At 74.4% G+C, this 13,073-nt stretch carries 10 protein-coding genes and 1 pseudogene; 6 read left to right on the top strand and 5 right to left on the bottom strand.

The window, feature by feature from the left end; all coding sequences use genetic code 11:
* Complete coding sequence (locus tag OOK34_RS25970) at positions 1 to 2,361, bottom strand: FHA domain-containing protein (protein ID WP_267036268.1); 2,361 nt, start codon at positions 2,359 to 2,361, stop codon at positions 1 to 3.
* Between the two features lie 160 nt (positions 2,362 to 2,521).
* Here OOK34_RS25970 and OOK34_RS25965 point away from each other — a divergent pair, with 160 nt between their 5' ends.
* The 5 genes from OOK34_RS25965 to OOK34_RS25945 all read left to right on the top strand — a co-directional run bounded on the left by OOK34_RS25965 (position 2,522) and on the right by OOK34_RS25945 (position 7,776).
* Entirely contained in the window at positions 2,522 to 3,559 is a 1,038-nt protein-coding gene (locus tag OOK34_RS25965; protein WP_267036267.1) for a cation diffusion facilitator family transporter, read from the top strand.
* Between the two features lie 54 nt (positions 3,560 to 3,613).
* Positions 3,614 to 4,096: an NUDIX domain-containing protein gene (locus tag OOK34_RS25960; protein WP_267036266.1), complete on the top strand. Its 483-nt coding sequence runs from the start codon at positions 3,614 to 3,616 to the stop codon at positions 4,094 to 4,096.
* A gap of 48 nt (positions 4,097 to 4,144) precedes the next feature.
* Positions 4,145 to 5,401, top strand: a complete 1,257-nt coding sequence (locus OOK34_RS25955) for a Tm-1-like ATP-binding domain-containing protein (protein WP_267036265.1) — start codon at positions 4,145 to 4,147, stop codon at positions 5,399 to 5,401.
* 144 nt (positions 5,402 to 5,545) lie between these two features.
* The gene (locus OOK34_RS25950) at positions 5,546 to 7,162 is read left to right on the top strand and encodes a serine/threonine-protein kinase (RefSeq protein ID WP_267036264.1); all 1,617 of its coding nucleotides are present in this window, start codon (positions 5,546 to 5,548) and stop codon (positions 7,160 to 7,162) included.
* Positions 7,159 to 7,776 (top strand): hypothetical protein, encoded by a 618-nt coding sequence (locus OOK34_RS25945; protein WP_267036263.1) that lies wholly within the window; start codon positions 7,159 to 7,161, stop codon positions 7,774 to 7,776. Before OOK34_RS25950 ends, OOK34_RS25945 begins: the two co-directional genes overlap by 4 nt.
* 281 nt (positions 7,777 to 8,057) lie before the next feature.
* Here OOK34_RS25945 and OOK34_RS25940 read toward each other — a convergent pair whose 3' ends face one another.
* Entirely contained in the window at positions 8,058 to 9,347 is a 1,290-nt protein-coding gene (locus OOK34_RS25940) for an ATP-binding protein (RefSeq protein ID WP_267036262.1), read from the bottom strand.
* A 209-nt stretch (positions 9,348 to 9,556) separates the two neighbouring features.
* On the opposite strand from OOK34_RS25940, the gene OOK34_RS25935 reads away from it, so the two are divergent.
* Complete coding sequence (locus OOK34_RS25935) at positions 9,557 to 10,327, top strand: serine protease (RefSeq protein WP_267036261.1); 771 nt, start codon at positions 9,557 to 9,559, stop codon at positions 10,325 to 10,327.
* Between the two features lie 12 nt (positions 10,328 to 10,339).
* Here OOK34_RS25935 and OOK34_RS25930 read toward each other — a convergent pair.
* The 3 genes and pseudogenes from OOK34_RS25930 to OOK34_RS25920 all read right to left on the bottom strand — a co-directional run bounded on the left by OOK34_RS25930 (position 10,340) and on the right by OOK34_RS25920 (position 13,072).
* Positions 10,340 to 10,827: pseudogene (locus OOK34_RS25930) on the bottom strand (NUDIX domain-containing protein).
* Between the two features lie 37 nt (positions 10,828 to 10,864).
* Positions 10,865 to 12,490, bottom strand: a complete 1,626-nt coding sequence (lnt, locus tag OOK34_RS25925) for an apolipoprotein N-acyltransferase (protein WP_267036260.1) — start codon at positions 12,488 to 12,490, stop codon at positions 10,865 to 10,867.
* A 66-nt stretch (positions 12,491 to 12,556) separates the two neighbouring features.
* Positions 12,557 to 13,072 (bottom strand): hypothetical protein, encoded by a 516-nt coding sequence (locus tag OOK34_RS25920; protein WP_267036259.1) that lies wholly within the window; start codon positions 13,070 to 13,072, stop codon positions 12,557 to 12,559.
* Between the last annotated feature and the right edge of the window lies 1 nt (position 13,073).

The following is a 13,073-nucleotide window of genomic DNA, read 5'->3' as shown; positions in this document are numbered from 1 at the left end:
CTACTTCCGCATGACGGCGGGCTCGTGGCGCCGCAGCAGCCGCGCGACCAGCAGTCCGAACAGCAGGGACAGGGCCACCAGCATGCCGACGTCCAGCAGCCAGACCCCGCCGGAGTGGGCGAAGAGCGGATCGTCGGTGAGGGGGCCGGGCACGATCCGGCCGAGGTCGACGGTGCCCGCCATCGCGCCGAGCGCCCAGCGGGAGGGCACCAGCCAGGCCAGCTGCCCGATGACCGGTACCCCGTCGAGCTGGAGCAGGGCCCCGCAGAAGACCACCTGCACGATGGCGAGGAGGACCAGCAGGGGCATGGTGACCTCTTCCTTCCTGACCAGGGCGGAGACCAGCAGGCCGAGCATCATGGCGGTGAAGGACAGCAGGGCGACGGCCACCGTGATCTCGGCGAGCGGGGGCAGGAAGACCCCGGTGGCGCCGGGCGGGCCCAGCCGCACCCCGAAGAGGCCGACGAGGGTCAGGACGACGGCCTGGGCCACGGTGATCGCGCCCAGTACCGCCACCTTCGACATCAGGTAGGCGGACCTCGACAGTCCGACGGCGCGTTCGCGCTGGTAGATGACCCGTTCCTTGACCAGTTCGCGGACCGCGTTGGCGGCTCCGGTCAGGACGCCGCCGACACACAGGATGAGCAGGGCGTTGATCGCGGTCTCCTGGGTGAGGGCGCTCCCGGCCAGTGCGCGGGCCATGGCGCCCATCACGAACGGCAGCGCGATCATGATGGCGAGGAAGGTGCGGTCGGCGCTGAGCGCGGTGGCGTAGCGGCGGATCAGGGTGGACAGCTGGGAGCCCCAGCTCTGTGCCTTCGGCGGCGGGGCGGCGAAGCCGGCCGGGCCCGGCGGTGCGGCGGCCTCGGCGCGGGGGCGACGGCCGGCGCCGGCCACGTACGCGCGGTGCTGGGGGGAGGCCTCGTACTCGCCCGCCCAGTCCCGGCCCTGCTGGTTCTCGAAGGCCTCGAAGGCCTCCGGCCACTGGGTGAAGCCGAAGAAGCCGAGGGTCTCCTCGGGGGGTCCGAACCAGGCGACGCGGCCGCCCGGGGCGAGGACCAGCAGCCGGTCGCAGACGTCGAGGCTGAGGACGCTGTGGGTGACGACGATGACGGTGCGGCCGTCGTCGGCGAGGCCGCGCAGCATGTGCATGACCGAGCGGTCCATGCCGGGGTCGAGGCCGGAGGTGGGTTCGTCGAGGAAGAGCAGGGAGGGTTTCGTGAGCAGTTCCAGTGCGACGGAGACGCGTTTGCGCTGGCCGCCGGAGAGGCTGTGGATGGGCTGGTCGGCGCGCTGCCCGAGGCCGAGTTCGCCGATCACCTCGTCTACCCGGGCCAGCCGTTCGGCCTTGCCGGTGTCCTGCGGGAAGCGCAGTTCGGCGGCGTAGGCGAGGGCGCGGCGGACGGTGAGCTGGGCGTGCAGGATGTCGTCCTGGGGGACGAGCCCGATGCGGCCGCGCAGTTCGGCGTAGTCGCGGTAGAGGTCGCGGCCGTCGTAGAGGACGGTGCCGTGGTCGGCGGGGCGCAGTCCGGTGAGGGCGCCGAGCAGGGTGGACTTCCCGGCGCCGCTGGGGCCGACGACGGCGAGCAGGCATTTGGCTCCGACGGGGAAGGAGACGTGGTCGAGGAGGGTCTTGCGGCCGTGGTCGACGGCGACGGCCAGGTCCTGGACGTCGAGGGAGACCTCGCCGGTGTCGGTGTACTCCTGGAGCTGGTCGCCGACCAGGCAGAAGGCCGAGTGGCCGATGCCGACGATGTCCCCCTCGGTGAGCGGCGCGGCTTCGACGCGGGCGCCGTTGAGGTAGGTGCCGTTGTGGCTGCCGAGGTCGGCGATCTCGTACGTGCCGTCGGCGAGGGCGCGCAGTTCGGCGTGCCGGCGGGAGACGACGAGGTCGTCGATGACGAGGTCGTTGCCCGGGTCCCGGCCGATGCGCAGGGCGGCCCTGGCGGGCAGTGGCCGGATGCTGGTGGGGCGGCGGAAGGTGCCGGTCATGGCCGGGTGGGAGACCCGGGAGGGGCGGGACGCGGATGCGCGGGGCGGCGTACGGCTCACGAGGAGGGCGCGCGGGCCGTCCTGTGCGCTGCCGAACCGCAGTTCGCTTCCGGGGCCGACGGTCCACTCATGGACGCGGTGGCCGTCCGCCCAGGTGCCGTTGGTGCTGCCCTCGTCCTCGAGGGTCCAGTGGTCCCCGTCGGGGCGCAGGAGCGCGTGGTGCCAGGAGACGCGGGCGTCGTCGAGGCAGATCTCGCAGAGGGGGTCCCGGCCGACGTGGTAGGTCCGGCCCGGGCTCATCTCGGTGGAGCCCCTGGCGGTTTCCAGGACGAGTTCGGGCGCGGTCGCCGCACCGGGCCGCTGGACCATGGACAGATTTTCCCACGATCCGCAGCAACCGGCATAACCACCATCACCGCAGGTCAGGCGGTTCTTATGGGTAATGACAACGGTCCCCGTTGCAGCCTTTGCCGATCTCGTCGCGGTGCGCTTCACTTCACGCGTCGGAACCGAACAAACGGGGGAAGCCATGAGCGGGCACGACCACGGTCACGAGGACGCGCACGACCACGCGCACGGGCACGGCGGCCACGGGCACGCCGGGCACAGTCACGGGGTCGACCCGGACGCCGACCGCCGCTGGCTGGCGATCGCGCTCGCCCTGATCGGCGGTTTCATGGCCGTCGAGGTGGTCATCGGTGTGATGGCCCACTCGCTGGCCCTGATCTCCGATGCCGCGCACATGCTGACGGACGCCGTGTCGATCGTCCTCGCGCTGGTCGCGATGCGGCTGGCGGCGCGCCCGGCGCGCGGCGGGTTCACGTACGGCCTCAAGCGCGCGGAGATACTCTCCGCGCAGGCCAACGGGCTGACCCTGCTGCTGCTGGCGGTCTGGCTGGCGTACGAGGCGGTGCGGCGGCTGCTGGATCCGCCGCCCGTGGAGGGCGGGCTGGTGCTGGTGACGGCGCTGGCCGGGATCGTGGTCAACGTGGCCGCGGCCTGGTGCATCTCGCGGGCGAACCGGTCCTCGCTCGCGGTGGAGGGCGCCTACCAGCACATCCTGAACGACCTGTTCGCCTTCATCGGGACGGCGGTGTCCGGCCTGATCGTGCTCACGACCGGTTTCGTGCAGGCCGACGCGATCGCCACGCTCGTGGTGGTGGTGCTGATGGTCAAGGCGGGTTACGGGCTGGTCCGGGAGTCCGGGAGGATCTTCCTGGAGGCCGCGCCGGCGCACGTGGACCCGGACGCGGTCGGCGACCGCCTGGTGGGTCAGCCGCCCGTGACCGAGGTGCACGACCTGCACATCTGGACCATCACCTCGGGGCAGGCGGCGCTCTCCGCGCACGTGCTGGTGGAGCCGGCGGGCGACTGCCACGCCGTGCGCCGCGATCTCGAGCAGCTGCTGGCGAAGGAGTACGGGATCACCCACACCACCCTCCAGGTGGACCACGTCCAGGACACCCTGCTCTCGGTCGGCCGGGCGGGCGAGGATCCGGACGGCGCGGACCCGCACTGCGCGGACGCCCACGGCCCGGTGCACCGCGAGGGTCCGCACCCGCACTGACGACCGACGGCCGGCGACCGCTGGGCGGCCGGCCGACGGGGCATGTATGGCCCCGTGACGGATGCGAAGAGGTACCGGCGGAGCGCCGGCCTGCTGCTGTTCCGCCGGGCCGGGGAGCACGGGGTGGAGGTGCTGCTCGGCCATATGGGCGGGCCGCTGTGGGCCGGGCGGGACGCCGGGGGCTGGGCGATCCCCAAGGGCGAGTACGGGCCGGACGAGGCGCCCCGGGACGCGGCCCGCCGGGAGTTCACCGAGGAGCTGGGGGTTCCACCGCCGGAGGGCGAGTACCTGCCGCTGGGCGAGGTGCGGCTGAGCAGCGGGAAGCTGGTCACCGTCTGGGCGGTGGAGGCGGACCTCGACCCCGCGCTGACGGTGCCGGGGACCTTCACGATGGAGTGGCCCCCGCACTCGGGGACCGAGCGGGAGTTCCCGGAGCTGGACCGGGTGGCCTGGTTCGCTCCCCCGGCGGCGCGAACAAAACTGATGATCGGTCAAATTCCATTTCTGGACCGGTTGCTGATCCTATTGGCCGATTGACCCGACCTTTACTTGCCAACAAACCCCACCTGCGTGGACATTGCACAGATGACGAACGTCGTGCTGGTGGGAACCCTGGACACCAAGGGTGTCGAGTACGGCTGGCTGCGCGAGAGGCTGCTGCGCGCCGGCGTCGAAGTGGTGATGGTCGATACGGGGATCATGGGAGAACCCCGCGTACCCGCGGACGTGCCCCGCGAAGCGGTGGCCCGGGCCGCCGGAGAAGAACTGTCGGACCTGCGCGCGACCGCCGACCGGGGTGCGGCCGTGACCACGATGGCCCGGGGGGCCGAGGCCACCCTGTTACGCCTGCACGCCGAAGGCCGGCTGCACGGCGTGCTCGCGATCGGGGGCAGCGGGGGCACCTCCATCGCGACCCGGGCGATGCGGGCGCTGCCCCTGGGCGTGCCGAAGGTGATGGTCTCGTCGATGGCGTCCGGGGACGTGGCCCCGTACGTCGGCTCCTCGGACATCACCATGATGTACAGCGTGGTGGACATCGCCGGGATCAACAGCATCTCGGCCCCGGTGCTGGCCAACGCCGTCGAGGCCGTCGCCGGGATGGCCAAGGGCTTCGCGCGCTCCGCGCTGGACCGCAGCCGGCCGGCCCGGCTCGGCGCGGGCTCGCGGCCCCTGGTCGCGGCGAGCATGGCGGGGGTGACCACGATCGGCGTGGACGCGGCCCGGGAGCGGCTGGACGAGCTGGGCTACGAGGTCCTGGTCTTCCACGTCAGCGGTACGGGCGGCCGCACCCTGGAGACCCTGGCCGGGCAGGGGGTCTTCGCGGGGGTGCTGGACCTGACCCTGAGCGAACTCGCCGACGACCTGTGCGGCGGCATCCTCAGCGCCGGCCCCGACCGGCTCACCGCCGCCGGGCGGGCCGGGATCCCGCAGGTGGTGAGCCTGGGAGCGCTGGACATGGTGAAGTTCGGGCCGCTGGAGACCCTGCCCGAACAGGCCCGCTACCGGCGGGTCCGCGTCCACAACCCCTCGATCACGGTGATCCGTACGACCGAGTCCGAGTGTGCGGAGCTCGGGCGCCGGGTCGCCGCCAAACTGCGCGTGGCGACCGGGCCGACGGCGGTCTGCGTCCCGCTGCGCGGGCTGTCCACGCTCGGCGCGCCGGACGGTCCGTACCACGACCCGGGCGCGGACGGGGCCCTGTTCTCGGCGCTGCGCGAGGGGCTGAGGGGGAGCGCCGCCCGGCTCTACGACTACGACACCCACATCAACGACCCGGCCTTCGGGCGGGCCGCGGCCGACCGGCTGCACGCGATGATCGGCGCGGTGTCCGCCGCGGCCTGACCACCTTCCGGGACACGCCGTGGGCCGGGAACCGGCCGTGGCGCAAAAGCCGTCCCCGGGAGGGACAGCCCGGCGGACGGCCGGCCGGGGAGACCGGCCGGCCGGCCCGCCGGGGGCCGGCGACGCCACGGACGGGGGCGCAGGATGGGCAACGGCTGGACGGTACCCGGCTACACCGAGGTCCGTGAGCTCGGCGCGGGCGGCAGCGGCCGGGTCGTGCTCGCGGTCCACGACGGGACGGGCACGGCCGTCGCGGTGAAGTACCTCAGCGACCGGATGCGCGAGGACCCCGCCTTCGTGCGGGAGTTCCGCTCCGAGGCCCGGCTGCTCGGCGGGCTCGGATCGCCGTACGTGGTGCGCCTGTACGAGTACGTGGAGGCGCCGGGCGGCGCCGCGATCGTGATGGAGCTGGTCGACGGGATCTCCCTGCGCGCGCTGCTGAGGGAGCAGGGCCCGGCCGGTGCCGAGGCCGCGCTGGTGGTGCTGAAGGGCTCTCTGCTCGGGCTGGCCGCGGCCCACCGGGCCGGTGTCGTCCACCGGGACTACAAGCCGGAGAACGTCCTGGTGGCGCCCGACGGCTCCTCCAAGCTGGTGGACTTCGGGATCGCGGCGGGCCGTGGCACCACCCCCGGGGTGGCGGGCACCCCCGCCTACATGGCCCCCGAGCAGTGGCAGGGGCAGCCGGCCTCGCCGACGGCCGACGTGTACGCGGCCACCGCGACCTTCTTCGAGTTCCTGACCGGCCGCAAGCCCTACGACGGGGCGAACTTCGCGGAGCTCGCCGTCCAGCACATCGAGGCCCCGGTGCCGGAGACCGAGGCCCCCGAGCCGGTACGCCCGCTGATCCGGCGGGGTCTGGCCAAGCGGCCGGAGCAGCGGCCGGAGAACGCCGAGGCCTTCGTGGCGGAGCTGGAGGCGGTGGCGCTGGCGGCCTACGGGCCGCACTGGGAGGAGCGCGGGCAGCGCAAGCTCGCCGCGCTGGCGGCGCTGCTGCCGCTGCTGTTCCCCTCGGCGGGGGCCGCGGCGGCGGGCACCACGGCGGTGGCCACGACCTCCGTCGGCGGCGGCTGGGCCCCCGGGCGCGGCGGCTGGCTCGCGACGGGCCTGGCGCTGGTGCTGGGGGCGGTGCTGGTGCTGACCACGGACGCCGCCGGCGGCACCCCGCCCGCGGCCTCGGCGCTCAGCACCTTCGCCACCACGAGCGCGGCCCCGCCGGGGTCCGCGTCGCCCGCGCCCGGACCGTCCGCCTCCGCCTCCCCCTCGCCGACCGCGAGCCCCTCGGCGTCCCCGTCGGCCTCACCCTCGCCGTCCCCGACACCGACACCGACGCCTTCGCATTCGGTGAGCGCGAGCCCTTGGCCGAGCCCGACGCCCAAGCCGACGGTGAGCCACTCCCCGACCCCGACGCCCTCCCCCACGCTGCGGGTGACCAAGATCGGCGTCTCGCTCAAGCCCGGGGTCTACCGGGGCGAGGCCACCGTCTCGGTGGCGGCCCAGGGGAGCGGGCCGGTGACCGTCGTACTGGAGTGGTTCCTCGGCAGCACGCAGGGGGCCTACTCCGTTCCCGACGGCACCGACACCGTCGTCGTCCAGGCCGGCTCCGGAGCCTCCGTGACCCAGGCCCACCTCTTCAGCCGGGGCCACGGCTGCTACGGCGGGGTCCGGGTCACGACCAATCCGGCCGCGGCGAGCGGTTCGGCCTCCGCCTCCACCCTGCTGTACCGCTGCCAGACCCAGCAGACCCAGGAGCCCCCGCGATGAGCGATCCGCGCGCCCCGCAGGGCCCCGACGAGGACGAGTACAGCGCCACCGTGCTCGGCAGCCACTGGTTCAGCGGCCCGCCGCCGCCGGCGGACGCGGCGCCCGACCGGGTCGAGGGGTCCGTGCTGCGGTTCGGGCCGGGGGTGACGGCGGCCATGCCCCCGCCGTTCCCCGTGCTGCCCGGGCCGCCCGGGTCCGCGCCGGCCGCGCGGCGCGCGGGCGGCGGCTGGCGGCGCTACACCCTGGCCGCCGTGGTGCTGGCCGCGGTCCTCGGGTACCTGGGCTGGCAGCGGTTCGGGCCCGGCATCGAGGTGCGGGAGCTGTCGGTGGCCACCGACCCGCGGGGCCCCGGCTGTGACGCGGCGGCCGATGTGGTGGCCGTCGTACGCACCAACGGGCGCCCGGGGATCCTCACCTACCGCTGGATCCGCAGCGACGGCACCCGGTCGGAGCAGCTCACGGAGCGGGTGCCCAGCGGGCGCGGGGAGGCCACGCTGCACCTGCTGTGGACCTTCCAGGGCACGGGCAGCTACCCGGCGCGGGCCGAGGTCGAGCTGCTCTCGCCCGTGCGGCGCACGGCGGCGGCGGAGTTCACGTACCGCTGCCCCCGGTAGCAGGGCGGCGCGGCCGGCGTGGTCCTTCCGGCCGGGGCGGATGTGGCCGTCCGGCCGAAGCCCGGACACCCGCCCCGCTGGTTGACTCGAAGACGTTGACGAGGGCGTGCAGGACGCCCTCAGGCACCCCTGCGCATCACGTTCCAGCCGGCGACACCCCCAACCGGAGCGTGGCCGTCCCGCACGGATGCCGAGTCCGCGCGGGAGGCCCGCAGCCGCTTTGGGGAGCGGCTGCGGGCCGTTTCGCGTTCCCGTCCCCCGCCGCAACCGGGGGACGGAGCCTAGAACCGCGCGTGCGCGGTGATGTCGGCCTGGAACTCCCCGGTCATCGCCGGGGTCACCGTCGGCCTGCACTGGGCCACGGCCTCCAGGTAGTCCGCCGTGGACGCCCCGAGCTGCGCGGCCGCCGCGCCCCGCGCGCCCACCGCCTCCAGGTCCCGTTCGAAGGAGACCTGCGCCGCGATCCGCGCGGCGTGCTCGATGTCGGCCGGGGTGAACAGCTCGGTGGCCGCCACCAGCGCCGCCACGTCCACGTCCGCCCGCCCGGCCGTGTAGCGCGACCAGATCGCGGCGCGCGCGCCGGCGTCCGGGGTGCCGATGGGGATCAGGTAGTCGAAGCGGCCGGGCCGCAGGAAGGCCGGGTCGAGGGAGCGGATGGAGTTGGTCGCGCAGACCAGCAGCCGCTCGTCGCCCTCCCGGAAGCCGGGGATCAGCTTGAGCAGCTCGTTCGTCACCCCGTGGATGCCGCCGGGCTGCGCGGGCTCGGTGCGCACGGGGGCGATCTCCTCGACCTCGTCGATGAAGACGAGGACCCGCTCCAGCTCGGCGATCCGGGCGAAGGCGTCGCGCAGCGCGGCGGCCAGGTTCCCCTCGTCGGCGAGGCGGGAGGGCAGGAGCTCCACGAAGGGCCAGCCCAGCCGGGAGGCGATGGCCCGGGCGAAGGTGGTCTTGCCGGTGCCGGGCGGCCCGAAAAGGGTGATCGCGCGCGGCGGCCGCACTCCGTGCGAGGCGGCCCGCTCCGGCTCGGCGAGCGGGAGCACCACGCGCCGCTCGATGAGGTCCTTCTCCTTCTCCATGCCGGCGACCTTGGCCCACAGGTCGTTGGGCAGGAAACGGCCGCCGAGGTCGTCGAGGAGTCCGGCCGCCGGTCCGTGCAGGGGCTCGGTCTTCTCGAAGTAGGCGACGGCGGGCTGCCGGGTGTAGCCGGCGTTGAGGAGGCCCTCGCCGAGCAGGTCCTCCTCGGGCAGGACGTAGGCGATCCGGCCGACGCGGGCGGCGATCAGGCGCCGCTCCAGCTCGACGAGCAGGGCGCTGGCCAGTCCCCGGCCGCGCCATCCGGCGGCGATCGCGATCCGCATCACCCAGGCCCGCTCCCCCGTCACGCAGGCGAGGGCCGCGCCGATGGGGACGCCCTGGTGGACGGCGACCACGCAGGGCTGCCGGTCGGTGAGGGCGCTGATGCACTCGGCGAGCGAGAAGACGGACTCCTGGCCCAGTTCGGCCGTGGTGTCTATCAGATGGACCACCGCCGCGAGATCGCTCTCGCGGTAGTCGTGGATGAGCCAGTTCACTCGGTACCGCCCCTCGTTCGTGCTCCTGCGGCGAGGCTAGGCGCGGGCGGGCCCGGCGATCACGCTCCGCGGTGCACAACAGCCGGTCCGGAAACCGTCCGCGGCGTCCATAGACCGGCGCGGCCCTGCGCTGCCGCTGTTCCGATTCACAGCGGATTCATACGGAGTACGGGGCTCCGGTCACAGTTTCGCCGGGGAGGCTCGGGGGCATGATCCCTCGCACCCTCCCCCGGCAGGCCGGTCGTCCCCGCGCCCGGCGGGCGGCGCGGATCCTGCTCGCGCTGACCTCGATGGCCGCCCTGCTGGGCCTGGACCTCCCCGAAGCCGAGGCGGCGCCCCCGCTCGGCGTCACCGTGCGGGCCCAGCCCGATGCCACCTCCGCCCGGGTGGGCGCGCTGTTCGCGGGCGGGACGGGCGGCGGGCACTTCTGCACCGCCTCCGTGGTGCACAGCGCCGGCCGGGACGTGATCGCCACCGCCGCGCACTGTCTCGGGCATCCGGACACCACCGTCTTCGCCCCGGGCTACCGGGACGGCGAGGCCCCGTACGGGCTGTGGCGGCTGACCGGTGTGTACACGGCCCCGGGCTGGACGCGGGGCGAGGACCCCGACGAGGACATCGCCTTCGCGACGGTCGAGCCGGCCGACGGGAGCCGGACCCGGGCCGTCGAGGACGTCGTCGGCGGCTTCCCGGTGGCCGCCGGGCAGCCGCGGGACGTGACGGTGACCGTCCTCGGCTACCCGAGCACCCTGGACGCCCCGCTGCGCTGCGCCAACACGACGAGCCTGTTCTCCGCGACCCAGCGCCGGATCGGCTGCCCCGCCCTCAGCGGTGGCACCAGCGGCAGCCCCTGGCTGGTGGACGGGGCGCTGGCCGGGGTGCTCGGCGGCCACGAGGGCGGCGGCACGGTCCCGGAGGTCTCCTACAGCGCGGTCATGGGCGCTCCGGCGCAGGAGCTCTACCGCCGGGCGGCGGGCTGAGCTCCCTGCGGGCTACTGCCCGGTCCCGGTGGGCGCTTCGAACCAGGTCGGGTCCTCGCGCAGGGAGCGGCGTACGCGGTCCAGGGCGAAGGGCTCCAGCGGCGGCAGGGCGTCCGGCGCGAACCAGGCCACCTCCAGCAGCTCCCCGTCGGCGGCCCGGGCCTCGCCGCCGGTGGCGCGGCAGCGGAAGGTGATGTCCTGGAACTGGCAGACGTCGCCGTTCGGGTACGTCACCGGTTCGAGCATCTGGACGAGGACCACCCGCTCGGGGAGGCACCGCACGGCCGTCTCCTCGTACACCTCGCGCACCGCCGTCTCGGCGGGCTGCTCCCCCGGCTCGGCTATCCCGCCGATCACCGACCAGCGGCCGGTGTCGGCCCGGCGCCCGAGCAGCACCCGGCCCCGGTCGTCGACGACCACGGGGTGACACCGGGCAGCAGGAGCAGCCGGTGCCCCGCGCCGCTCGTCCTGATCGCGCGGATGAACTCGGGTGTGGTCATGCGCCGACCCTACGGGGCCGCGCAGCGGCCACCGTCGTCATGCGGCCCGCCGGGCGCGAATGCGGCGGGTCGCCGCCGCCCCGAGCCCGCCGGCGGCGACCAGGAGCAGCGCGTACTCCGGCAGCGGGCCCAGCCGGGTGGCCGGGGTCTGCGTGGAGCGCAGCGGGATCTCGGTGACGAGGGCGTCGGCGGTGAACATCTTCGTCTGCTGCGTGACCCGTCCGTCGGGCTGGATGACCGCGCTGACCCCGCTGGTGACGGGGACCAGGACGGTCCGGCTGTGCTCGACCGCGCGGATCCGGTCCATGGCCAGCTGCTGGTAGGTCATCTCGGTCCGGCCGAAGGTGGCGTTGTTGCTGGGCACGGCGATGACCTGGGCGCCGGCCCGGACGGTGGAGCGGACGGCGTCGTCGAAGGCGGCCTCGTAGCAGGTGACCATGCCGACGCCGGTGCCCGTCATGTCGAAGACCCCGGGCTCCTTGCCGGGGCCGAAGTCGCGGCGGACCCGGTCGACGTCGGAGCTGAAGAGCCGGACGAAGGAGCGCATCGGGATGCGCTCGCCGAAGGGCTGGATCTTGCGCTTGTCGTAGGTGTCGGTGGGGCCCTTGACCGGGTCCCACAGGATCATCGTGTTGCGCAGCGGCCCGGTCTCGGGGGCCAGTACGGAGCCGATCGCGACGGGTACGCCGATGGCCTTGACCGCGTTATCGATGACGGCGTAGGCGTCGGGCTGGGTGTACGGGTCGATGTCGGAGGAGTTCTCCGGCCAGAGCACGAAGTCCGGCTTCGGAACGCGGCCGGCCCTGACGTCGTCGGCGAGCTGGATCGTGCGGTTCGCGTGGTTGTCGAGGACCTGGCGGCGCTGGGCGTTGAAGTCGAATCCGGCGCGCGGCACGTTGCCCTGGATGACGGCGGCCACGGCCGTGCCGTCCTCGGCGGCGCCGGAGACCAGCGGGCGGGCCGCGAGGGCAGCGCCGATCGGGGCGGCGACGGTGAGCGCGGCGAGGGCGGCGGCGCTGCGGCGGGGGTGGCGGCGGGCGATGCGCAGGGTCTCGTACAGGCCGAAGCCGCACAGGGCGACGGCGAAGGAGAGCAGCGGGGTGCCGCCGACGGCGGCGAGCGGGGTGAAGACCCCGTCGGCCTGCCCGAAGGCGAGCTTGCCCCAGGAGAAGCCGCCGAAGGGGGCCCGGGCGCGCAGGGCCTCGTCCGCGACCCAGACGGCGGCGGCCCACAGCGGCCAGGCGGGCAGCCGGCTGACGAGGGCGATGCCGAGGCCGGCCAGGCCGATGAGGAGGGCTTCGAGGGCGACGAGGGCGATCCACGGGACCGGGCCGACGCCCTCGCTGGTCCAGACGAGGAGCGGCAGCAGGTAGCCGAGCCCGAAGAGGAAGCCGAGGCCGAAGCCGGCCCGGGCGCGGCGGCCGCGCAGGCAGCCGGCCAGCAGGGCGAGGGCGAAGGGGGCCAGCCACCACAGGGGGCGGGGCGGGAAGCTGAGGTAGAGCAGCACCCCGGCGAGGCCGGCCAGGGCGGCCCGTACCAGCCAGGCGGCCTTCCGCTCCTCCGGTCGGGGGGAGGCGGCGGCATCGGACGGGGAGCCCGCTACGGCTCGTCCGGCGGGCTGCGAGGGCTCGCTCTCGGCGGCGCGGGTGACACTGCTGCTCATCTGGCGGAGTGTACGTCCCCGCGTCCCAAGGGCCGGTAAGGAGCCGCCCCGCCCGCCGGAAACGATCTACCGGGCGAGGGTGCGCAGGTGGGTGCGGATGACCTTGACGGCGTTCTCCGCGTCGTCGACGGTGACCGTGAAGAGCTTGCCGTCGCCGAGGCGCAGCTCCAGCCCCTCGCCGCGCCGGACGATGACGGCCGTGCCCCGGTCGGGGCGCCAGCGGTAGCCCCAGCCGCCCCACTGCTGCGGGGTGATGCGGGGGCGGAACTCGGCGGCGGTGACCTCGGCGAGCCGGATCCGGCGGCGGGGCAGTCCGATGTGGCCGCAGCGCACTTCGAGGGCTTCGGCGTCGACGGTGACGGCCACGTGCACGAAGGCGAGGGTGCCGTAGAGGATGAGCAGCCCGACCGCGAGGCAGCCGATCACGGACATCAGCAGCGGAACGAATCCGGCGGTCCAGGAGTTGTCGACGGCCAGTTCGACACCCAGCGCGAGACAGGCCGCACCGGCTGCGGCGAACAGCCACTGCGCACGGTTGGAAGCCCGGCCCGTCCAGAGAGGGCCTGGGGGGTGACCCGTCATG

This window comes from Streptomyces sp. NBC_00091, assembly GCF_026343185.1.
Taxonomy (GTDB): domain Bacteria; phylum Actinomycetota; class Actinomycetes; order Streptomycetales; family Streptomycetaceae; genus Streptomyces.
Note: the sequence above shows the minus strand (reverse complement) of the source record. Positions and strands in the feature narration are given on the sequence as shown.

Coding starts and splice junctions, on each gene's coding strand:
- OOK34_RS25970 (WP_267036268.1), bottom strand. CDS start 2,361: ATGGTCCAGCGGCCCGGTGCGGCGACCGCGCCCGAACTCGTCCTGGAA.
- OOK34_RS25965 (WP_267036267.1), top strand. CDS start 2,522: ATGAGCGGGCACGACCACGGTCACGAGGACGCGCACGACCACGCGCAC.
- OOK34_RS25955 (WP_267036265.1), top strand. CDS start 4,145: ATGACGAACGTCGTGCTGGTGGGAACCCTGGACACCAAGGGTGTCGAG.
- OOK34_RS25950 (WP_267036264.1), top strand. CDS start 5,546: ATGGGCAACGGCTGGACGGTACCCGGCTACACCGAGGTCCGTGAGCTC.
- OOK34_RS25945 (WP_267036263.1), top strand. CDS start 7,159: ATGAGCGATCCGCGCGCCCCGCAGGGCCCCGACGAGGACGAGTACAGC.
- OOK34_RS25935 (WP_267036261.1), top strand. CDS start 9,557: ATGATCCCTCGCACCCTCCCCCGGCAGGCCGGTCGTCCCCGCGCCCGG.
- lnt (WP_267036260.1), bottom strand. CDS start 12,490: ATGAGCAGCAGTGTCACCCGCGCCGCCGAGAGCGAGCCCTCGCAGCCC.
- OOK34_RS25920 (WP_267036259.1), bottom strand. CDS start 13,072: ATGACGGGTCACCCCCCAGGCCCTCTCTGGACGGGCCGGGCTTCCAAC.